At 50.6% G+C, this 21,627-nt stretch carries 17 protein-coding genes; 11 read left to right on the forward strand and 6 right to left on the reverse strand.

Going from position 1 to position 21,627, the window contains the following annotated elements:
* Nucleotides 1-112: 112 nt before the first annotated feature.
* The 5 genes from ACPUC8_RS14325 to ACPUC8_RS14345 all read left to right on the forward strand — a co-directional run bounded on the left by ACPUC8_RS14325 (nucleotide 113) and on the right by ACPUC8_RS14345 (nucleotide 3,946).
* On the forward strand, nucleotides 113-346 hold the full coding sequence (locus tag ACPUC8_RS14325) for a DNA polymerase V (RefSeq protein WP_494926653.1): 234 nt from the start codon (nucleotides 113-115) through the stop codon (nucleotides 344-346).
* A 1,254-nt stretch (nucleotides 347-1,600) separates the two neighbouring features.
* Nucleotides 1,601-2,023 (forward strand): translesion error-prone DNA polymerase V autoproteolytic subunit, encoded by a 423-nt coding sequence (umuD, locus tag ACPUC8_RS14330; RefSeq protein ID WP_494926615.1) that lies wholly within the window; start codon nucleotides 1,601-1,603, stop codon nucleotides 2,021-2,023.
* Entirely contained in the window at nucleotides 2,023-3,285 is a 1,263-nt protein-coding gene (umuC, locus tag ACPUC8_RS14335; RefSeq protein ID WP_494926616.1) for a translesion error-prone DNA polymerase V subunit UmuC, read from the forward strand. Before umuD ends, umuC begins: the two co-directional genes overlap by 1 nt.
* Nucleotides 3,286-3,365: 80 nt before the next feature.
* Nucleotides 3,366-3,581 carry a hypothetical protein gene (locus tag ACPUC8_RS14340; RefSeq protein ID WP_494926617.1) on the forward strand — a complete coding sequence of 72 codons (216 nt, stop codon included), beginning with the start codon at nucleotides 3,366-3,368 and terminating at the stop codon, nucleotides 3,579-3,581.
* A gap of 158 nt (nucleotides 3,582-3,739) precedes the next feature.
* On the forward strand, nucleotides 3,740-3,946 hold the full coding sequence (locus ACPUC8_RS14345) for a hypothetical protein (RefSeq protein ID WP_494926618.1): 207 nt from the start codon (nucleotides 3,740-3,742) through the stop codon (nucleotides 3,944-3,946).
* A gap of 56 nt (nucleotides 3,947-4,002) precedes the next feature.
* Here ACPUC8_RS14345 and ACPUC8_RS14350 read toward each other — a convergent pair whose 3' ends face one another.
* Entirely contained in the window at nucleotides 4,003-4,395 is a 393-nt protein-coding gene (locus ACPUC8_RS14350; protein ID WP_494926619.1) for a YgiW/YdeI family stress tolerance OB fold protein, read from the reverse strand.
* An 807-nt stretch (nucleotides 4,396-5,202) separates the two neighbouring features.
* On the reverse strand, nucleotides 5,203-5,496 hold the full coding sequence (locus ACPUC8_RS14355; RefSeq protein ID WP_494926620.1) for a hypothetical protein: 294 nt from the start codon (nucleotides 5,494-5,496) through the stop codon (nucleotides 5,203-5,205).
* Between the two features lie 372 nt (nucleotides 5,497-5,868).
* Here ACPUC8_RS14355 and ACPUC8_RS14360 point away from each other — a divergent pair, with 372 nt between their 5' ends.
* Complete coding sequence (locus ACPUC8_RS14360; RefSeq protein WP_494926621.1) at nucleotides 5,869-6,687, forward strand: arginase family protein; 819 nt, start codon at nucleotides 5,869-5,871, stop codon at nucleotides 6,685-6,687.
* Between the two features lie 148 nt (nucleotides 6,688-6,835).
* Here ACPUC8_RS14360 and ACPUC8_RS14365 read toward each other — a convergent pair whose 3' ends face one another.
* From ACPUC8_RS14365 to ACPUC8_RS14380, 4 genes are all read right to left on the reverse strand, one after another.
* On the reverse strand, nucleotides 6,836-7,429 hold the full coding sequence (locus ACPUC8_RS14365; RefSeq protein WP_494926622.1) for a TetR/AcrR family transcriptional regulator: 594 nt from the start codon (nucleotides 7,427-7,429) through the stop codon (nucleotides 6,836-6,838).
* A 42-nt stretch (nucleotides 7,430-7,471) separates the two neighbouring features.
* Entirely contained in the window at nucleotides 7,472-10,600 is a 3,129-nt protein-coding gene (locus ACPUC8_RS14370) for an efflux RND transporter permease subunit (RefSeq protein WP_494926623.1), read from the reverse strand.
* 3 nt (nucleotides 10,601-10,603) lie between these two features.
* A complete protein-coding gene (locus ACPUC8_RS14375) occupies nucleotides 10,604-11,734 on the reverse strand; it encodes an efflux RND transporter periplasmic adaptor subunit (RefSeq protein ID WP_494926624.1) in 1,131 nt (376 codons plus the stop codon).
* 61 nt (nucleotides 11,735-11,795) lie between these two features.
* Complete coding sequence (locus ACPUC8_RS14380) at nucleotides 11,796-12,383, reverse strand: helix-turn-helix transcriptional regulator (RefSeq protein WP_494926625.1); 588 nt, start codon at nucleotides 12,381-12,383, stop codon at nucleotides 11,796-11,798.
* A gap of 1,205 nt (nucleotides 12,384-13,588) precedes the next feature.
* Between ACPUC8_RS14380 and guaD the strand changes: the two genes are divergently transcribed.
* The 5 genes from guaD to dcp all read left to right on the forward strand — a co-directional run bounded on the left by guaD (nucleotide 13,589) and on the right by dcp (nucleotide 21,600).
* On the forward strand, nucleotides 13,589-14,917 hold the full coding sequence (guaD, locus tag ACPUC8_RS14385; RefSeq protein ID WP_039336149.1) for a guanine deaminase: 1,329 nt from the start codon (nucleotides 13,589-13,591) through the stop codon (nucleotides 14,915-14,917).
* Nucleotides 14,914-16,356 carry a xanthine dehydrogenase small subunit gene (gene xdhA, locus ACPUC8_RS14390; RefSeq protein WP_039336151.1) on the forward strand — a complete coding sequence of 481 codons (1,443 nt, stop codon included), beginning with the start codon at nucleotides 14,914-14,916 and terminating at the stop codon, nucleotides 16,354-16,356. The genes guaD and xdhA overlap by 4 nt, the downstream gene beginning before the upstream one ends.
* A complete protein-coding gene (gene xdhB / locus ACPUC8_RS14395; RefSeq protein WP_039336153.1) occupies nucleotides 16,346-18,712 on the forward strand; it encodes a xanthine dehydrogenase molybdopterin binding subunit in 2,367 nt (788 codons plus the stop codon). The genes xdhA and xdhB overlap by 11 nt, the downstream gene beginning before the upstream one ends.
* The gene (gene xdhC, locus ACPUC8_RS14400) at nucleotides 18,699-19,481 is read left to right on the forward strand and encodes a xanthine dehydrogenase accessory protein XdhC (protein WP_039336155.1); all 783 of its coding nucleotides are present in this window, start codon (nucleotides 18,699-18,701) and stop codon (nucleotides 19,479-19,481) included. The genes xdhB and xdhC overlap by 14 nt, the downstream gene beginning before the upstream one ends.
* A gap of 73 nt (nucleotides 19,482-19,554) precedes the next feature.
* Complete coding sequence (gene dcp / locus ACPUC8_RS14405) at nucleotides 19,555-21,600, forward strand: peptidyl-dipeptidase Dcp (RefSeq protein ID WP_494926626.1); 2,046 nt, start codon at nucleotides 19,555-19,557, stop codon at nucleotides 21,598-21,600.
* Nucleotides 21,601-21,627: the final 27 nt, after the last annotated feature.

Here is a 21,627-nt window from a genome sequence, read left to right on the forward strand (position 1 = left end):
AATCCTTTTTACTACCAGTACGTTCGTGAGTTGTTGGATAAATCATGTTGATCAGTGCAGGTAAGAGTAGATACTGTATATAAATACAGTCATGACGAATGAAGTGACTACCATGCCTCGTGATTATGAAATCCTGATTGCCTTCAGACTGGCGATAAAACGTGATGGCGTTGGCCGCTATACCATCAGCACCACTGACTTTGTGAAGGAACTTGAACGCCTGAACTGGCACTACACACTACGTGCCGCTAACAAGTGGATCGAGATGCATACGACGACCTTCAGGGACATCTCACCGGAGGAGGGTGAAGAAAGGGTCTTTCAGGTGTTCAATCCCAATGGTTGAGTAGAAGGCATTTGATGCGGGGCGAGTTCAACCTGACTTCGGTTCAGCTGGTAAAAAAAACACATGAACCGGCCTTGAGCCCAGTTCATGTGGAGAGTGCTGACAATTCGATATTTATTTTTATTTGCCCGGCCTGCTGATCAGTGTCACCAGGGCGTGGGTCCCCATTGGGTCTGGACCAGAAACACAATCACCAGAACCAAGACAGTGGTGACTGCAGGTATGATTAGGTATCGCATATTCAGTCTCCTGCATGTCTGATGACAAGCATTTGAATCAATGGCAACCTGCGAGCATTTTTCACTGAATTGTTTACATGACCAGGAAGCTGATCGACCGCAGGTTTAGGCTTTCAGAACCAGTTCAGATACTCAGATAAACCAATAACCAGAACGACAACTGCAACAATGTTCAGTACAACGACAAATCTTGGTGAAACATCAATAAGTCACCTGTAATCAGAGCGTGCTGTTATGGTGCAGAATGGTTTGTAGTCATTGACCAGCAAACAGTGTCTCACCACCACGCCGGTGGAATAAAGCCAGTTGTCACATCGGGTAGCTGAGTGACGTTGTCACAAATACATACAATGATAGGGTGAGCTCATCATCACTTCACTAACTCAGCGCTTCGCATTAAAGCTTCTGTCACTAACACCCGATCGTTTTGCTCATAAAGCATAGTGCAGGTCTGTTTCAACCAAAAGCGGAGCCGTGGATGGGTATAGATCAGCTTTGCCTTTCACATAACGGCATTCGGGTTTAACGACTCGAATAGCCTGATATCGGACGATCAACAGTTAAAAAAAAGCCCGCACAAGGCGGGCAAAAGCAGTGGCTTAGGAATGTCTCTCTCGCATGAAACGCATCCTGTGTGCTGTGCTTCCAGCCAATGACTGGCCCACATACCTTAGACCACTTTTTACTGAGTGCCAGAAGTTCTTAAATTAACTCATTAAATTCCATTAATTTCCGATAAGTCATTAACTTATTATTTTTAAAGGGAATATAAAGGTACTTAACCGAAGCGGTATGATGTTCTGCAATATTTTTCTCCTTTCATGTGGAGCTGAACAAGAGCCCGTCATCTGCATAATTTTAGTTTTGACACCCGTCACCGTATTGCCTGACCAAGAAGTTCGACAAAATTCCTTTTCACACCAATACCTTCTTAAAAACACTTAAGAGGTGACTTGATTGATGGTGCAGTTAGAGATTACTGTTTAAATATACAGTATCTGACAAGGGCATCATTATGGAGTTTTACAGACCTGCGGACATCCGTGCCGTTCTTGAGTTACCACTTTTTATCGCCCGCGTTCCCTGCGGTTTTCCGTCGCCGGCACAGGACTACGTTGAACAGCGCCTTGACCTCAATAATCTTCTTGTGAGTCACCCAAGTTCGACTTATTTCATCAGGGTCAGCGGTGACTCCATGACTGAGGGCGGTATCAACGACGGCGATATGCTGGTGGTCGACAGTTCCGTCAAAGCGGAACACGGTGACATCATCGTTGCGGCCATTGCGGGTGAGTTCACCGTCAAACAGCTGATGCTGAAACCGTTCCTGCACCTCAAACCAATGAATGCGGCACACTCAGTCATACCGATACCGGATCCCGACCAGTTTGAAATCTTCGGTGTGGTGAAGCACTCCATCAAGACGATGGGCCGGTAATGTTTGCCCTGGTGGATGTGAACTCGTTTTACGCGAGTTGTGAAACGGTATTCAGGCCTGATCTGCGCGGCAAACCTGTCGTTGTGCTCAGTAACAACGATGGGTGTGTCATCGCAAGGTCGGCAGAGGCCAAGGCCATCAATGTCCCTATGGGGGCGCCGTACTTCAAACTCAAAGACGAATTCCGCAGACACAAGGTACAAGTGTTCAGCTCGAACTATGCCTTGTATGCCGATATGAGCAACCGGGTCATGACCACACTGGAAGACATGGCACCGGCCGTCGAAATTTATTCGATCGATGAAGCCTTCATGAACCTGACTGGCGTGCGAAACTGCCGCGTGCTGGAGGACTACGGTCGGGAAATTCGTGCGCGGGTTAAGCAGGAGACGCATCTCACCGTCGGCGTCGGCATTGCGCCCACCAAGACGCTCGCCAAGCTCGCCAACCACGCCGCAAAAAAATGGACAAAGACAGGTGGTGTGCTGGACCTGTCGAACCCGGAGCGTCAACGCAAGCTGATGGCGCTGGTGGCGGTTGAGGATGTCTGGGGAGTAGGGCGGCGCATCAGCAAAAAGCTGAATGCAATGGGCATCATTACGGCGAAAGACCTGTCAGAGCAGAGCACTTACATCATGCGTAAGCACTTCAACGTCGTGCTGGAGCGCACCGTCCGGGAGCTGCGAGGCGAACCCTGCCTCGGGCTGGAGGAATTTGCCCCAACCAAACAGCAGATTGTGTGCTCGCGTTCGTTTGGATCCCGTATCACCGAATATCAGGATATGCGACAAGCGGTTTGTGCGTATGCCGAACGTGCAGCTGAAAAGCTGCGAAGCGAACGGCAATACTGCAGGCAGATCGCAGTGTTTGTGCGTACAAGCCCCCATGCGGTAGGCGAGACGTTTTACGGCAACCAGGCGATGGGAAAGCTGATGACGCCCTCCAATGACACCAGAGAGATTGTTCGTGTGGCCATGGAGTCACTGGATCGTATCTGGCTGGATGGATGTCGTTTCATGAAGGCAGGGGTCATGCTGGGGGATTTTTACAGTCAGGGTGTTTCCCAGCTCAATCTTTTCGATGAGTTCAAACCACAGGCTAACAGTGAAGCGCTGATGCGCGTTGTTGACGGCCTTAATCAGAGCGGAAAGGGGAAATTATGGTTTGCGGGACAAGGGGTAAACAAGACCTGGGCAATGAAGCGGGAAATGCTGTCGCCGGCATACACTACCCGGTTTTCGGACCTGCCCGTCGCGAGGTAACGTTTTTACTCAGCCCTCTGCAGCAACTGTTGCCAGTTACTGATACATGCTATCTGGTTGAGTTGAAAGGCCGTAGTTACATGATTGACGAGCTGAAAAAACCTGTAGATGGCAGCACTGTTTTGATTGATGTGTCAGGCGTTCGTGAGTGGGGCGTGCTCTACTCGTATCCGCTAAGAATTGTGACTGAAGACGACCTGTTGTTCATGGATGATTTGCTTGATGATGTCACGATCGTTGGGACCGTGACTCATGAAGTGATGACGATGAGCACGGCAGACGGTTGCCCTTTCTGACGGTATCAGCGAGCAAAAAAAAGCCCGCACGGGCGGGCGAAATTCGTTACATGGGATAATCTCCATATAAGTTATGACGTTAGGTAATCTTGAAAGTTCGGATTTTCGTTCTATTTTAATTTTAAATCAAACTGACGCTCACCACGGGCGGGAAAGCGATGAGAGAACACAGAGCAGGAATGATTGGCTGTGCCATAGGAACGGCTGTAATTGAACTGACAGCGAGAGGCGTGGCAGTAAACAAGGAGAATATATTCTATGAACTTGAGAGGATTGCGGCTTCGTCAAAGGACATACAGGTCAAGGCCTTTGCATTAGACGCGGCAAAGCTGTTGAGAAAGGGCGAGGAGACGATACCGGATTAATTTCTGAAGGGGATCACCCCCGCCATTGTGACTGGCAGAGGTAAAATTGTAGCGGTTCAGGGTTCGTCGATTCGTGAAACCTTCAGGTGTGCGCTTTCTCCTTTGCCGAACACTTTACCGCTGACACGCACCTTGTCTTCAGCACTGTAAGTCTTCCCTTTGAAGGTTGAAGCTGGCGCATCAATGATGACTGTCCCTGAACTGTCACGAAACTGGTATGTATCACTACTTACTTTTTTGAGGATATAGCCCTCAAGCGTGGCATAGCCACCCTGTCTGAAGTCTTTAATCAGCTTAACGGGCGTTTCTGCAGTGTCTTCCGAACCCTTGTATCCCGCATCTTCCTTATGCTGAGGAGGTGGTGTTTTACCCGCTTCATATCCCCCTGTTTCAGCGTAAGCCCCAAAGCTTAAAGGGAGCAAAACAGCTACCCATGCAATTTTCTTCATCTCACTCTCCGTAGCGCTTAACGAGTATAAAGCCTGGCACAGAATGTGAGAATTTTTAGTTCACCCTCAATAAAAACGCATCATAAAAGCTTCTCGGCAGGGTAAATGATGAAACTTGTATCCATGTGGCTTAAATAAGCCAAGCGCAAAAGTATGTACGTCTTGATATAAGGTTGCCAAAGGAGATAATCATCGAAATCTCTTTACTATCTGTGACTTGTAGCGGCCTGATATAATGCGGCGTAACGCTAAGGCATATCCTTATCTCATTTCAGAAAAAACGCATAAAGATTATCCGCTGATTTTTGTTAATCCTTCTAAAATTAACCCGAATAATACATAAGACGATATCCTGCCTTGATGAATTAATAGCTGAGGTTGTTAATGTTGAAAAAGAATGACGCAATAAGAGATGGTACAGGAGAAGTAACAGTAATGCCGGAACTGAATTATGAATTCTACACAGTAACCACACCGGAACCCGACGGACGCTGTACACTTCATCGTAGCCAGTGTATTCGTTTGCCTGACAGAGAAAAACGGTTGTTTTTGGGATCTTTTACGTCTGCTACACAGGCTTCTCAGTATGTCATGGCGCACCACCCCTCATGGCATCTCGCAGAATGTGTATTCTGTCTGAATTCAGGCGCTGCTTTAGATAGCTTAAACTCTCCAAACTAACCGCCAGACTTTCCTTCTTGAGATGAATGTCAGCAACTGCGGGCATTCATCGACGAGTTGGTTACCTCTTGATGAGATGCGATCGATATTAACAGAGAGGTAGCTCACCAGGGTTATGAAGTCCTTTCACACCGCATAGTCATTCCAGTGATGACTGGTACTATTCTCTTTAGTCTGCTTACTGCGTCCTTTTTTTAATTCCCTGAGCGTTGGATGATGTTTTTCGGTATCAAGCCGGTGAGATCTGGCTTCTCCAACACTGATGTTGTTATCAGGCACTGCGAATATGAATTTTTCATACCCCTCGGTATAAGATGATCGGGCGACATAATGCGTCGTGTCAGTGTGCTGTACTTTGTTATCAAGATCTTGATGACTACCCACCAGCAGTGAAACTGCGAAGAAAGTGATTTTTAGCATGGTTTTATCCTGGGTAAGGAAGAGGCGATTAATCTGGATGTAATCTAAATGAAGTTCCTTCAATCCTATGCGTTTGGGCGAGGAGTGCCGGAGGTATGTATCGACCCGTACCAAAGGTAATTCAAGCTGCGTTAACTTTAATGACTTTTTTCATGTGGGTAATTGCATTCAGTTTATTACTCATTTGCATTTTACCTGACTGCCTGTTTGTACTTCTCTTGGTCATCTCCAACAGAAAATAGAGACAGTTTCTTACCGAGTTGACCGGCAGCTATGAGCGAAAACCGGACATACCGAAGCTCTGTTCCGATGCATCTTCAAAGTAGCTCATGTAACCTTCCGTCCTGCATTGAGGAAAAAAGGAGAAAATTCATGAGCGAAAAAAACGTGCAATACACTGTATTTCAGGGCCGTGCCGGCGATCATAACGATTTGGCGATGCCTGGTGCAAAAGCGATTGGCGAAGAACTGGCCCGCAGAACGGGAGTTGATCCGGTAATTATTGGCAAACCGGCTCAGGCAATGAACACCGGGTGGCGAAAGGAACTCGATGCGGCTTTACCTGCTTTAAAAGAAGTGCAGGCCCGCTTTGACGATGTTCTCAGTTCCGGCTCGGTTTCTGTGGCAGCAACCAGTCGCTGTGCAGTATCCCTCGCGACCCTTCCTGCCGTTGCGAAACATCACCCGGAATGCTGTATTGTCTGGTTTGATTCACATGCTGACCTGAACACGCCTGAAGCAACCGAAACGGGATATCTTGGCGGTCTTGCTCTGGCAGGTCCGTCAGGGCTTTGGGATTCAGGACTGGGAAAAGGACTGATGCTTGACCAGATAGTGCTGGTCGGTCAGCGCGACCTGGACTCGTTTGAGTTGGAACTTATTGAGTCAAACAGCATCCCCCATGTTAAACCTGGCGATAATCTTGCCGGAAGACTTAAACAAGCGATTGCCGGGCGCGCTGTCTATGTTCATCTAGACTGTGACGTTCTCAACCCCGGCATTGTGCCAACGGATTATGTGCATGAGGGTGGACTCTCGCTGGAAAACCTCAGAGCCTGCTGTGATGTTATCGCTGCGGGTTCGTTTGTCGGCATCGAGATTGCTGAGTTTCAAAACTCATGGGAGCCTTCTGGCGAACCCGTTTCTCCCTCAGCGCTCCTTAATGCTCTATCTCCTCTGTTGACACGCTAACGTAAGCTGGCAGTTAAATACCGCCAGCTGTTACCTGCATTTTTCCGCTGACGTCGCTTCGATCACTCTATTTAGTGAGCATTTCGCTAAAGCCGGATTGGGCTATCAACGGACATTAATAAATGTCAATCAACGTAGAGCAGGTTGGCTAGTCTCGGTGGTATTTCCATGCTGAAAGAAAAACGTCCACACTGTTGCGTGTTATATCATCAAGCAGTTTTTTATCCGGCAACTCTCTTGAAATTAGCGCAGCCGGCAACAGGTAACCCATGACTGAGCCTAGAAAACACGCGGCATTGACGCTGGTGTCCTTTACATCAATTTCACCGCGTTGATTTGCTTTATCCAGCAGAGTAACCAACGCGGCTTTTACGCGCTGGGAAGGGCGCTGCTGTAGGGTGTCAAACAGCGCGGGATCCTGACGTAAAAGCTGGATAAGCAGGCGCTGAAAATTGACGAATTTTTCGCGGTAAAAGTGATTTTGCACCAGGTTCGCTAATCCCAATAAACTGTCTGCCAGCGGCAGCGACTCATCTTCCACAATGACCCGAACAGAAGGTTGCATCTCATCAAGCAAAAATTGAAAGGTCTCGAGTATAAGCGCATTTTTCGTCGGAAAATGATTATACAACGTCTGGCGCGTGGTGCCTGCCTGGACGGCAATACTGTCCAATGAAACATCTAACCCCTGTTCTAAAAACAGTGTACAGGCCTCGCTAAGAATACGCGGGCGTGCTTTCATCGGTCTTCCCTGTGGGCGTTGAGTCATTGTAACTGCCTTATATTAATGCGATTTTTTTCTTTCTGACGTGCTGATTCTGGCTTTGCACCATATCACTGCGCGCAGAATTAGTACATAAAACAGCGGCACAAAGGCAAGAGATAGTACTGTGCCGGCAAACATTCCACCCACAACGGCGACACCGATCTCCTGCCGACTGATCGCCCCTGCTCCTGTGGATATGACCAACGGCAAGGCACCGGCAATAAAGGCTAATGACGTCATTACCACAGGGCGTAAACGCAACAACGCGCTGGAGAGAATGGCCCGCAACAAGGAGGTGCCAGCATTCTTCTGCGCCTGAGCAAATTCGACGATTAAAATGGCATTCTTTGCCGTCAAGCCCATGGTGGTGAGCATCCCTACCTGGAAATAGATATCATTTTCGAAACTGAATGCGCTGGTTGCCAGTACCGCGCCTAAAATGCCCAGCGGGATAATAAGAATCACGGCAAGTGGAACCGACCAGCTTTCATATAAGGCCGCCAGACAGAGAAAAATAAAGATAGCGGAGAGCACGTAGATATAAAGTGTTTGACCTGATGAAGCGATTTCCTGATAAGACAATCCACTCCAGGCAAGAGTAAACCCATTCAGTTGCGAGATGATCGTTTGCATCTGCGTCATTGCGGTACCTGAACTTTCGCCATCTGCGGCGGACCCGAGAAAAGGCACCGCCGCTACACCATTAAAACGTTGGAGCATCTGTGGACCGGTCACCCAATGCGAGTTTACAAAGGTGGCGAAAGAGACCATCTGATCATCATCGCCTCTGACATACCACTGCTCAATGTCTTCTGGAACGGAACGCCATTGCATATCGCCCTGCATATACACGCGCTTCACCCTTCCACGGTCCAGAAAATCGTTAATATAGGTTCCGCCCCAGGCAGATGAGAGCGTTGCGGTGATATCAGACTGGGTTAATCCCTGAGCCGTGGACTTATCATGATCAATGTCGATTTGTAATTGCGCTTTGGCGTCCAATCCATTGATTCTCACCGCGGTGAGTTTGGGGTCTTGTTGCGATTGCGCCAGCACTTTCTGTTGGGCGGCAATCAAATTATCGCCACCAGCTCCCGATTGATCCTGTAACCAGAGTTCGAATCCACTTGATTGACCCAAACCTCTTACGGCGGGCGGTGAGAGTACACTAACCGAGACATCGCCAAAATGTTGAAAGTGCTGGTTAGCGCGCGCGATGATCGCCTGTGCTGTATTTTGACTGCCGCTACGCAGATCCCAGTGTTTCAGTTCGGCGAAAGCCATCGCGACATTCTGACCGCTGCCGGCATTATTGCGACCGACTACCATAAAAACCACGTTGAGGTTATCTTTCTCTTCTTCCATGAAATAGCGCGCAACTTCATCGGCTGCGCGCTGTGTATCCGCCATGGTAAAGGCGGTCGGCGCAGAGATTTGCAACATAACAGAACCCTGATCTTCAATCGGCAGAAAGCTTGTGGGCAGGCGGGTGTAGCTAAAGAGCAAAATGAAAACGAGTAACCCGGCCAGGCCGAGAAAGATCAGAGGACGACGGAGCACATAGCCGACGCTTTTGAGATAGCTTTTCTGCCCTGATTCTACCGCCTGGTTGAAGTAGCGAAACAAGCGCGTGGAACGATGATTTTGTGGTGTTAAAAAAAGTGCGCAAAGCGTGGGGGTTAGCGTCATCGCGACAAACACAGAGAGCGCCATGGCTGCGACAATGGTGAAGGTGAATTGACGATAAATGATTCCGACCGAACCACCAAAAAAACTCATTGGGATAAATACCGCAGAAAGCACCAACGCGATACCAAAGAGCGCACCGGTGATTTCGTTGACCGATTGTAAGGTGGCCTCGCGCGGACTTTTCCCCTCATCCGACATGATCCTTTCAATGTTTTCCACCACGACAATGGCGTCATCGACTAACAACCCTATCGCCAGCACCATCGCAAACAGCGTGAGCGTATTAATGCTGTAACCAAAAGCGGCAAGCAAGCCGAACGTGCCCAACAACACCACAGGAACGGTGACGGCGGGAATCAGCGTGGCTCGCCAGTTTTGCAGAAAGAGATACATCACAATAACAACCAGAATAATTGCTTCAATCAGGGTCTCGATCACCTTTTCGATCGACACCGTGACGAAAGGTGTACTGTCACGCGGGTAAGCGACTTTTATCCCAGCGGGAAGAAGAGGGGTCAGCCTGGCAACTTCTGCTTTTACATTTTCTGCGGTCGCGAGTGCATTCGCCCCGGATGACAACTGAATGGAGATACCTGAGGAAGGGTGACCATTTAAACGCGTTTGGTTTTGATAATTCTCGGCACCCAGTTCAACCCTTGCCACGTCTTTGAGCAGTACTTTTGTCCCGTCGCGGTTGGTACGCAGCAGAATATTATTAAACTGGCTGACGGTTTGCAGACGTGACTGGGTAGTAACTGTTGCGGTGATCGCCTGGTTTTCTGGCGCGGGTAGTGCGCCTAACTCCCCACTGGTGACCTGAGCGTTCTGCGCCTCAACGGCGGTCTGAATATCGGAGGGCATCAGTCCCAGGCTGTGAAGTCTGACCGGGTCCATCCAGATACGCATGGCATACTGGGCACCGAAAACCGTGGTTTCTCCCACGCCATCCACTCGACTAAGCGGGTCCTGAAAATTGCTGACGAGAAAGTCACTGATATCAACGCTGCTCATCGCATCGGATTCATCATACAAGCCGACCACCATCAAGCTATCGCCTTGGGATTTGGTCACGGTAATACCTTGCTGCTGAACTTCCTGCGGTAGACGGGTGAGGGCCTGATTCACCGCATTTTGTACCTGAACCTGGGCAATATCAGGATCCGTTTCCTGAGCAAAACTGAGGAGAATGCGTGCCTGACCTGCAGCACTACTGGTGGAATAGAAATAAAGAAGGCCATCAATACCTTTAATCTGCTGCTCGATAACTTGTGTCACACTGTTTTGTACCGTTTCAGCCGATGCACCGGTGTAATTAGCGGTGACGGTCACGCCCGGCGGCGCAATATCAGGGTATTGCTCTACCGTCATAGTGAGAATAGACAATGCACCTGAAAATATAATCAGCAGGGAAATCACAATGGTCAGCACGGGTCGATCAATAAAAAACCGCGAAAACATAATTTATTCCTTTTCCGGAGACTCTTTTATGGCGACTTCAGTGCCCGATTCCAGGTCACTGGCTCCCTCGGTGATCACTCTTTCGCCACCTGAAAATCCGCTTTCAACAATAAACTGATTGCCTACGGTTCTTCCCAATGAAAGTGGTAATGAGGTAACCTGATTTTTCTCATTGACGGCTAGCACGCTGGCATCACCATTTGCGGCCCGTGTTATTAAATTTTGCGGAATTAAAAATCCATTTTCACGCCTACCAACATCAACCTGAGCACGTACAAACATGCCAGGGATAAGATAGTTTTGACTATTAGGGAAACTGGCCCGAAGGCTGACTGAACCGGTACTTTCATTAATCGTGGCGTCTGCAAACTGTAATTCACCTTGCTGCTCATAACCTGTTCCATCATGCAAGAACATATGTACGCTCACGGGGATAGCGTTCACACTCCCGGAATCCACCTCGCGTCTTAATTGCAGAAAATCTTCACCAGACTGACTGAAATCAAAATAGATAGGATTAATGCTCTGAATCGTTACCAGTGGGTCAGTTTGATTAGCGGTGACTAAAGCACCCACGGTGATGTTGGAGCGACCAATTTGTCCTGAAATTGGTGCCACGATGGTAGTGTATTTCAGGTTGATTTTCGCGCTCTGAACCTGGGCTTCACTTGCTTTAACACTGGCGACAGCCTGCTGATAGGCAGCATTGAGATCGTCATAGTCTTGCTGGCTAATATAGTGTTGTGAAATTATTTTTTTTGCTCGATTCAATTTCGAGCCTGCGGCTGTTTGTGCCGAACGTGCAACAGCCAGGTTGGCAACATACTGGTCAAGCAGGCTGGCGTAGACTTCAGTTTCAAGTTGAAATAAGGGTTGCCCCTCTTTCACCATTGAACCTTCGGTAAAAAGTTTGGAATGGATAATACCGTTAACCTGAGGCCTTACTTCAGCAATCTCTGGCGCCGAAGTGCGACCCTGAAGTTGCCGCGTTAATACCAGCGGTTGTGGATAAATCTCCAGAACAGAAACCTCCGGTAGACCCGTTTCATCTGGCTCAGCTACTTCATCATTACAACCGACAATGAAAAATAAGGGGAAAAATGCTGTAATCGCATTCCGCATGAAAAATCGCATGTTGCACCTTCAGTTTTAATATATTTTACTGTGGATGTGTAAAATAAAATCTTTTTTTATTTTAATGATAGCCGTACTCTCTGAGTTTAGAGTTAAGCTCAACATGATTGGAACAGGATAATTTATTGAGAATACGCCGTTTGTAAGTGCTGATTGTTTTATTGCTTAAGTTATACCTCGCGGCGATATCCACCTGTTTTTCCCCTCTTGAGAAAAACTGGAGTAGTTGAAATTCTGTTTTGTTCAGGATATTCAGATGCGAATCTAAATACTGCCATCGCATGTAATTTTTGATGTAATAGTCCTTGTAATTACTTGTGGCATCCTGAATCTCACCAATTGGATCCCGCTTTGTAATAATTACCGCGTGGGAGAGATTATCAAAAAAAAAGCGTAACATAGCGTTATCTTCAAAACGCGTGAAGATAATAATCTTCAACCAGGGCAATCTGGCGTTCAACAACTTCAGAAAATTGTACACCTCGCTTACATTGTTGTTTGGGGAGGCCAGTTCGGTGATAAAAAATTCGACATAATGCTTCGCAAGGATGGCTTTCGTATGCCTGATAGAGACTTGCTGGCATTCGAGGCTTAACTGGCCCTCAAGAAGGCAACTTAGCCCCGATACTGCCCAAACATCATTATCCATACACAATATCTTCATGGGACGACTCCAGCATCAGTTGAAATATAGATTTATTCAAGATAATTTACTTTACTGTAAAGTAAATAAACTAATGCGGCAACTAGTATCGTAGGGGTTTTTATGAAGTGACCGGATTTGGGGTGAGATCCCCGATTGTCGTCTACTGTCAGTCAATGCGCATGTTTGAATGCATTTTTTGCCTTAGCTATCTGACAGTATCCGGATCATGAGAGTTGGTTGAAGCTCGCGCTAGCACTGATCCGCGTTAGAAGCACTGAAATCCGCATCTGACCTTTTCCTATCCGAAATCAGGCTATCAATTGCGTTGGACTGCACAGAACTAAACGATGAAATTGTTAGGCGGATTTGGCTTTACCGAAGTTGTGATAGAGCTCATTTAATGCAAAAAAAGCTGCCCCAACTCTGCGCCTAAGGTGCTAGCGGGAATATAAAACTTGCAGCCACTCATTATCAGTACAGAAGCTTCTTACATTTGCCCCGCTTTCCCGTTCTATAACACTAAGTGTTAGCTACTTTTGGTCTTTCCTTGTGGGTTAAAGGCTATGTAGTACGGGTGGAGTTGTGACTAGTTCTGCGAGTACGTAACAGCATGACAATTTACTCATCAAAAAAGCGGCATTGTGTTTTTGATATCAGGTACAGTCATAAGGGTAAAAAAGGGGCAAATCCAGGGGCATAACTGGGCAGAAGGGGCAAAAAAGGGGCAGGAAAAGACGACATTAGCAGAGGTTGGCAGGTTTTAGCTCATGGCTAACTTTATGATTTTCTATATTTAAACTTAAAAATCATAAAATTAACCATCAACATCAAACTTATCCTTAAACGATTTCAGGTTCTCAGCCACACCTTAGCATTAACCCTGACACCATGCTCATGAAAAGCCTAACCGGTGTGTTGCAGGATTCTTCGTGCACAAAAAGAGTGCGCTATTGCACCGGCATTGCGCAAAAAATCACGGGTCTTACTACGTTATCTCTGCGATTTACACTTTCATCACCAATAGCAACCGTTTGCCATTGTCAGCAAACGGTTGCGCATTCGTTTGCGAATTGATCCTGCCCTCAAAATCAATAAAAATCACCTATTTTATTGAAATAGAACAGTATTTTTTGTTCTAAGCTTTGGCATGTCCCTTGCAATTCACTTTCAAGGCAATTATCTGCAATGACATGTATCAAGGAACTTTTATGCCTTACGCCTCTGAAACCCTGCTGCGCGCCAGCTTCTTTGACTTCACCGCCCTGGCTGCACAGCCCGATCAGATTGCGGCCAATGCACGCTATCTTGAAGATGGCCTACTAACGCTGCGTGATGGCAAAGTGGTCGCGCTGGAAAGTTGGGAGATCGCAGAAGGGCGCGTTGATGCCGCTCAGGTGATCGATCTGCGCGGTAAACTCATCGTGCCGGGCTTTGTCGACACCCACATCCACTATCCGCAAACAGAGATGATTGGGGCCTTTGGCGAGCAGCTACTGGAGTGGCTGAACCAATACACTTTCCCGGTCGAGAGCCAATATCACTGCCCGGACCACGCTGCGCAGATGTCCGCCTTCTTCTTGCAGCAGCTCTTGGCGAATGGCACCACCAGTGCGCTGGTGTTTGGCACCGTCCACAAACAGTCCGTTGACGCCTTATTTAGCGCAGCGGAAAAGCTCGATATGCGATTGATCGCGGGCAAGGTGATGATGGATCGCAACGCGCCAGAGTATCTGACCGAAACCCCCGAAGAGAGTTATCAGCATACCCTGGAACTGATTGAGCGCTGGCACCAGCGTGGTCGGCTTAGTTATGCATTGACGCCGCGCTTTGCGCCAACGTCATCACCGGCGCTGCTGGAGAAGGTACGTCAGCTGCGTGAAGAGTTCCCTGATACCTGGCTGCACACACACCTCAGTGAGAACCAGCAGGAAATTGCCTGGGTGAACGAATTGTTCCCAGAGCACGACGGCTACCTTGATGTGTATCACCAGCATCAACTGACCGGTAAGCGCAGTGTGTTTGCGCATTGCCTGCATCTGGAAGATCGCGAATGGCAATGCCTGCACGATACCGATTCCTCCATCGCATTCTGCCCCACCTCCAATCTGTTCCTCGGCAGCGGGTTGTTCAACATCAAACGCTGCTGGCAGCAGGGTGTGCGCATGGGTATCGGAACCGATGTCGGCGCAGGTACCACTTTTAATATGCTGCAAACCCTGGGGGAGGCTTACAAAGTTGGGCAGTTGCAACAATACCGACTCAGTGCCTGTGAAGCCTTCTACCACGCCACACTGGGCGGGGCGCATGCGCTCGATTTAGATGACAAAATTGGTAACTTCAATCCCGGCAAAGAGGCCGATTTTGTGGTGCTCGATCCGGCGGTGTCACCGCTGCAAAAATTACGCAGTGCCAACAGTAAAGACATCTGGGAACGCCTGTTTGTCATGATGACGCTGGGCGATGACCGCAATATTGCCCAAACCTGGCTGAGTGGCAAACCCGTCTGGCAGCGGCATGGCGAGGAGATAACCGCATGATCCAGTTTCTGCTCAACAACCGCCTGATCACCGAGACGGCTTTAGACCCCAATCTCACGGTGCTCAATTACCTGCGCAATCAGCAGCAGCGGCGCGGCACGAAGGAAGGTTGCGCGTCAGGAGACTGTGGTGCCTGCACGGTAACGCTGGGTAAAGTGGTAGCGGGGCGCATGCAGTATCAAACGGTCAACAGCTGCCTGACACTGGTGAGCAGTTTACAAGGCAAACAGTTGATTACCGTAGAAGATCTCAAGCAGGGGCGTGAACTGCACAGTGTGCAGCAGGCCATGGTGGATTGCCACGGCTCGCAATGCGGTTATTGTACGCCGGGGTTTGTCATGTCCATGTTTACCTTGCAAAAAAACAGTCAAGGCTGGAATCCGCACCATGCCGAACAGGCGCTGGCGGGCAATCTGTGCCGCTGTACCGGCTATCGACCGATTATGGCAGCGGCGCAGCAGGCGTGTGAGCAGCCAGTAGCAGATGCATTTACAGCTGATGAAACCGCGCTGGTACAGCGGCTTCAGGCATTGAACAACACAGAAGTGCAAACCCTTGAAGCCAACGGCAGCCGCTGTTTTGTGCCAAAAACGCTGGCGCAGTTAGCCGCGCTGTATGAGCAGCATCCTGACGCGCGTTTGCTGGCGGGCGGCACTGATCTGACTTTGCAAATTACCCAGCAGTATCAACGTCTGCCATTGTTGATCGCCTTAGAGCAGGTGCAGGAATTAGCCGAGTGCAGCGAAGATGAGGACACGTTCCGGCTGGGAGCGGCCGCGCCGCTGCATCTCTGTTACCACTTCCTGACCGACAAAATCCCGGCTTTTAGCGCCACACTCGAGCGTTTTGCGTCACTGCAAATTCGCAATCAGGGCACGCTGGGCGGCAACATCGGTAATGCTTCACCGATTGGCGACTGTGCGCCGATGCTGCTGGCGTTGAATGCGCGTTTGGCCCTGCAGAAAGGAAAAGTGATGCGTGAGGTGCCACTCGACCAGTTCTTCATCGGCTATCGGCAAACGGTGCTGCAGGCGGGGGAGTTTATTCACTCCATCATCATTCCAAAAGTGACGGTGTCACATGACTTTAGCGCATGGAAGGTGGCTAAACGACTGGATGATGATATCTCTGCGGTGTTTGTCGCCATCAACATTCAGGTGGAAGACGGCGTGGTACAGCAAGCACGACTGGGCTTTGGTGGCATGGCCGCCACCCCAAAACGTGCTCTGGCTGCTGAAGACGCGTTGAATGGGATGCCATTAAATCAAGCCAGTATCGAAAAAGCCTGCGCTGCACTCAGTCAGGATTTTCAGCCCTTGAGCGATTTTCGCGCCAGCGCAGACTATCGCTTGCAGGTGGCGCGCAATCTCTTGCGCCGCTATTACGCCCAGATCACGGGCGAACTGACTATCACGGAGGTGGCGCGTTATGTCTCATAACCGACCCGAGCTGACCGAAACGCTGCTGAAAAGCCAGTTCGCTACTGAGATGAAAACCGGTGTCGGACGCAGTCAAAAGCATGAAAGTGCCGACAAACATGTCACCGGCGAAGCTTGTTACATCGATGACAAACCCGACTTGCCGGGCTTACTGCATCTTTGCCCGCGCTTGAGTGAACATGCACATGCCCGCATCACACATATCGATGTGCAGCCCTGCTATGCGATCCCCGGCGTGGTCAGCGTGCTGACGTGGCGCGATGTGCCCGGACTGAACGATGTCGGTCCGCTTGAACCAGGCGATCCGTTGCTGGCGCAAGATAGCGTCGAATATCTGGGACAAATCGTGATTGCGGTGGCAGCAGACTCCCCGGAAGCGGCGCGTGCGGGCGCAGCGGCGGCAATTATTGAATATCAGCCTCTGCCCGCCATTCTTGATGTGCGTGAAGCGCTGGAGAAACAGCACTTCGTACAACAGCCGCATATTCACCAGCGTGGTGATGTGGATTCCGCGCTGGCGCGTGCGCCACATCGTATTCAGGGCGAGTTTCACATAGGTGGTCAGGAGCATTTTTATCTGGAAACCCAGGTTGCGCTGGTGATCCCCGGCGAGGATGACACGCTGCAGGTTTACTCCTCGACGCAAAACCCCACGGAAGTGCAAAAGCTGGTGGCTGAAGTGATGAATATCACCATGAACAAAGTCACCATTGATATGCGCCGAATGGGTGGGGGCTTTGGGGGGAAAGAAACGCAAGCGGCCGGCGTGGCGTGCTTATGTGCCATTGCAGCCCGGCAGTTGCGTCGGCCAGTGAAAATGCGCCTCGCACGCCGGGATGATATGCGCATCACCGGTAAGCGCCATCCTTTCTATGTGCGTTACGATGTCGGCTTTGACGATCAGGGCATTTTTTGCGGTGTCAAAATCGATCTGGCAGGCAATTGCGGCTATTCGCTCGATCTTAGCGGATCGATTGTCGATCGTGCGATGTTCCACGCAGATAACGCCTATTACCTTGGCGATGCACTGATCACCGGTTATCGCTGTCGTACCCATACCGCCTCCAATACTGCCTATCGCGGTTTCGGTGGGCCACAGGGGATGGTGGCCATTGAGCAGATCATGGATCACATCGCCCGCGAACGTGGGCTTGACCCGCTCGAACTGCGCAAACGCAACTACTACGGCAAACACGACCGCAATGTTACCCATTATTATCAGCAGGTTGAAGATAACCTGCTGCAAGAGATGACTGCGCAGTTGGAAACCAGCAGTGAGTATGCGCAACGACGCGCTGAGATCACCGCCTTTAACGCCAGCCAACGCTTTATGAAACGAGGCCTGGCTCTGACGCCGGTCAAGTTTGGGATTTCCTTTACCTCCAGCTTTCTCAACCAGGCGGGAGCGCTCATCCTGATCTATACCGATGGCACGGTGCAACTGAACCATGGCGGGACGGAGATGGGTCAGGGCTTGAATACTAAGGTGGCGCAGATTGTGGCAGAGGTGCTGCAAATTGATATCAGCCAGATTCAGGTCACGGCAACCGATACCGGTAAAGTCCCCAATACTTCACCGACCGCTGCTTCCAGCGGGGCCGATCTCAACGGTAAAGCAGCGCAGAATGCCGCACAGATATTACGCGATCGCTTAACCGAGATGCTGTGTCGCTTACACCAGTGTTCAGCTGATGACGTTCACTTTAGCAATGGCATTGTGCGTGTGCCGGGACAGCACTTTACCTTTGCGCAGGTGGCACAGCAGGGTTGGCTGAATCAGGTGCCGTTATCGGCCACCGGTTTCTACAAAGTGCCCGGCATTCACTACGATCGTCAGGCCGGGCGCGGCAAACCTTTCTATTACTATGCCTACGGCGCGGCGTGCTGCGAAGTGCTGGTGGACACGCTTACCGGCGAGTATCGGCTGCTTCGTGCGGATATTCTGCATGATGTGGGCGCTTCTCTGAACCCCGCGCTGGATATCGGGCAAGTGGAGGGCGGCTTTGTGCAGGGCATGGGTTGGTTAACCTGCGAAGAGTTGGTATGGAACGACCAAGGAAAATTACTCACCGATGGCCCCGCGAGTTACAAGATTCCGGCGATCAGCGATGTGCCACAGGATCTGCGCGTAACGCTGGTAGAGAACCGCAAAAATCCACAGGACACGGTTTTCCACTCGAAAGCCGTTGGGGAACCACCGTTTATGTTGGGCATCGCGGTATGGTGCGCATTGCAGGATGCGGTTGCCAGCGTGGATAACTATCGGCGTCATCCACAGCTGGATGCGCCAGCCACACCGGAGCGGGTTTTCTGGGGTGTACAGCGCCTCTCGGGAGCGAGTGATGATTTACCATGACTGGATCGCCGTATTGCACGCGCTGCGAGAGCAGCGTGAAAGCTGCGTATTAATCACCGTGCTGAGCCAGCGGGGTTCCGTGCCGCGTGACAGTGGCTGCAAGATGGTGGTCAGTGCCAGCGACACTTTTCTCACCATTGGTGGCGGCCATCTGGAATACCAGTGTATTGCGCTGGCGCGAGAGATGCTGCAGCAACGTAGCCTGCAACCGCGCACCGAAGAGTTCGCACTGGCGGCGCGTCTCGGTCAGTGCTGTGGCGGTCATGCCACGCTGCTGTTTGAGCCGCTAATGCAACAGCAGCCTGAGATTCAGGTTTATGGTGCGGGGCATGTGGGGCAAGCGCTGGTCAATCTGTTGGCCACCTTACCCTGCAAAATCACCTGGATTGATAGCCGTGCCGCACTGTTTCGGGCGGTTCCGCCAGGTGTCACGGTGTGTCAGGTTGAAGACCCGATCGACTGCGTTATAGAGGCTGCGCCTGACAGCTATTTCATTGTGATGACACACGACCATCCGCTGGATTTTGCGCTGAGTGAAGCGATATTACGTCGCGGGGATTTTCGCTATCTCGGGGTGATTGGCTCTGCCACCAAGGCACAACGTTTTCGCTATCGCCTGTCGGGCAAGGGCATTGCCGCTGACGCGCTGGAAAGATTGCGCTGTCCGTTAGGTCTACCGGACGTGAAAGGAAAATTGCCGGCTGAGATCGCAGTAGCGGTAGCTGGCGAGATCATTAGTGTGTATCAGCGCCAGCAAGGCGGTTGTTGAGCGGCGTTGAAGCTGCCAGGATAGAAACATCCCGCCGCACAGGTTGCGGCGTTGCTGATTATCAGGAGCGATAATGACTTCACGAGCAAATCCGTTTTTCACCGCCAGTACGTTACCGTATCAAACCCCGCCATTTGACCTCATCCAGGAGGAGGATTTTTTACCTGCGCTGGAAGCGGGCATTGAAGAAAAGCGTCAGGAAGTCGCGGCGATTGCCAACCACCCTGAGCCTGCCACCTTCGCCAATACCTACGAAGCGCTGGAGCGCTGCGGACAACTGTTGAATCGCGTTGAAAAGGTGTTCGGTGCTATGACCTCCGCCAATACCAGCGATCGCCTGCAGGAGATTGACGAGTTAATCACGCCAAAGCTCACTGCGCTTAGCGATGAAATTCATCTCAACAGTCAGCTGTTCGCTCGTCTCGACAGCGTCTATCAGCATCGTGGATCAGCGTGCCCAGATGCCGAGTCGATGCGCTTAGTGGAGGTCACCTGGCAGCAGTTCCAACTCGCCGGTGCCAGCCTGAGTGATGCAGATAAACAGCAGCTGCGTGCCTGTAATCAAGAGTTGGCTACGCTGAGTACGCGCTTTGGCAACAAACTGCTGGCGGCCACCAAAGCGGGTGCCTATACCGTCAGCAGCCCCGTGGCGTTGGCAGGATTGACTGAAGAAGAACTGGCGCACGCCAAAGCCGCTGCCGAAGCGCGCGGCTTAGCCGGCGAGTGGCTCATTCCGTTGCAAAACACCACGCAACAACCGGCATTGCAGTCACTTGAAGTCCGTGCCACGCGTGAGGCGCTGTTTACTCAAGCACTGACGCGAAGCGAACAGGGCGATGATAACGATACGCGCGCCATTGTCTTGCGCATGGCGCAGCTACGTGCGGAACAAGCGAAACTGTTGGGCTTCAACACCTATGCTGAGTGGAGCATGCAGGATCAGATGGCGAAGACGCCTGATGCGGCGTTTGATTTTATGCGCAACATCGTCCCAGCAGCCCGGGCGCGTGCCGAGCGTGAAGCGGCAGACATCCAGCAACTGATTGAGCAGCAGCACCACAGTTTCCCGCTGCGTGCGTGGGACTGGAATTTCTACGCTGAGCAAGTACGTAAAGCGAAGTATGCGCTGGATGAGAGCCAAATCCGCCCTTACTTTGAACTCAACAGCGTGCTGGAGAAAGGCGTGTTCTGGTCGGCGAGCCAACTGTTTGGTATCCGATTTGAGCAGCGTCACGACTTGCCGGTTTATCATCCTGACGTCAACGTATACGAAATCTTTGATGCGGACGATGCTCCGCTAGCGCTGTTCTACACCGATCTGTTTAAGCGTGACAATAAAAGCGGTGGTGCCTGGATGAGCAATTTTGTCGACCAGACCACGCTGCTCGGCACTCAACCGGTGATCTATAACGTCTGTAATTACACCAAACCGCAGGCAGGGCAACCCGCACTCATCAACTGGGATGAGGTGATCACCCTGTTCCATGAATTTGGTCACGCTTTGCACGGTTTGTTCGCAACGCAGCGCTACCCGAGCCTCTCTGGTACCAATACGCCGCGTGATTTTGTCGAGTTTCCTTCGCAGATTAACGAGCACTGGGCCAGCCATGAAGCGGTCTTTGCCAACTATGCGCGTCATTATCAGAGCGGTGAAGCGATGCCTGCCGAACTGCGCGAAAAGATGGTCAAGGCCTCTAAATTCAATAAAGGCTATGACATGACGGAGTTGCTGGCCGCCGCGCTGCTTGATCTGCAGTGGCATTCACTGACGACCCATGATAATCCGCAGGATGTCAGCCACTTCGAGCTTCAGGCGTTGGCTGCAGAAAACATCGCGTTGGCAGCGGTGCCGCCGCGCTATCGCTCCAGCTATTTCCGTCATATCTGGGGAGGCGGCTACGCCGCCGGCTATTACGCCTATATCTGGACGCAGATGCTGGCCGATGATGGCTATCAGGCGTTTGAGGAGCGAGGAGGCTTAACCCGCGAAAATGGCCAACAGTTCCGGGAACACATTCTGTCACGTGGAAACAGCAGCGATCTGCAGCATTTATGGCTGGCATGGCGCGGTAAAGCACCGGAGATTGGCCCGATGCTGAAAAATCGCGGCTTAGAGTAGGGGCGACCTTCAGGCCGCCCGATCGCG

It is taken from the genome of Pantoea sp. CFCC18177 (genome assembly GCF_059412425.1).

Bases quoted from the DNA above. Each gene is read 5' to 3' on its own strand.
- ACPUC8_RS14375 (WP_494926624.1), bottom strand. From the start codon at position 11,734: ATGCGATTTTTCATGCGGAATGCGATTACAGCATTTTTCCCCTTATTT.
- dcp (WP_494926626.1), top strand. From the start codon at position 19,555: ATGACTTCACGAGCAAATCCGTTTTTCACCGCCAGTACGTTACCGTAT.
- ACPUC8_RS14355 (WP_494926620.1), bottom strand. From the start codon at position 5,496: ATGCTAAAAATCACTTTCTTCGCAGTTTCACTGCTGGTGGGTAGTCAT.
- xdhB (WP_039336153.1), top strand. From the start codon at position 16,346: ATGTCTCATAACCGACCCGAGCTGACCGAAACGCTGCTGAAAAGCCAG.
- guaD (WP_039336149.1), top strand. From the start codon at position 13,589: ATGCCTTACGCCTCTGAAACCCTGCTGCGCGCCAGCTTCTTTGACTTC.
- xdhC (WP_039336155.1), top strand. From the start codon at position 18,699: ATGATTTACCATGACTGGATCGCCGTATTGCACGCGCTGCGAGAGCAG.
- ACPUC8_RS14360 (WP_494926621.1), top strand. From the start codon at position 5,869: ATGAGCGAAAAAAACGTGCAATACACTGTATTTCAGGGCCGTGCCGGC.
- ACPUC8_RS14340 (WP_494926617.1), top strand. From the start codon at position 3,366: ATGATTGACGAGCTGAAAAAACCTGTAGATGGCAGCACTGTTTTGATT.
- ACPUC8_RS14365 (WP_494926622.1), bottom strand. From the start codon at position 7,429: ATGAAAGCACGCCCGCGTATTCTTAGCGAGGCCTGTACACTGTTTTTA.
- ACPUC8_RS14345 (WP_494926618.1), top strand. From the start codon at position 3,740: ATGAGAGAACACAGAGCAGGAATGATTGGCTGTGCCATAGGAACGGCT.
- umuC (WP_494926616.1), top strand. From the start codon at position 2,023: ATGTTTGCCCTGGTGGATGTGAACTCGTTTTACGCGAGTTGTGAAACG.
- ACPUC8_RS14325 (WP_494926653.1), top strand. From the start codon at position 113: ATGCCTCGTGATTATGAAATCCTGATTGCCTTCAGACTGGCGATAAAA.
- ACPUC8_RS14370 (WP_494926623.1), bottom strand. From the start codon at position 10,600: ATGTTTTCGCGGTTTTTTATTGATCGACCCGTGCTGACCATTGTGATT.
- xdhA (WP_039336151.1), top strand. From the start codon at position 14,914: ATGATCCAGTTTCTGCTCAACAACCGCCTGATCACCGAGACGGCTTTA.
- ACPUC8_RS14380 (WP_494926625.1), bottom strand. From the start codon at position 12,383: ATGGATAATGATGTTTGGGCAGTATCGGGGCTAAGTTGCCTTCTTGAG.
- ACPUC8_RS14350 (WP_494926619.1), bottom strand. From the start codon at position 4,395: ATGAAGAAAATTGCATGGGTAGCTGTTTTGCTCCCTTTAAGCTTTGGG.
- umuD (WP_494926615.1), top strand. From the start codon at position 1,601: ATGGAGTTTTACAGACCTGCGGACATCCGTGCCGTTCTTGAGTTACCA.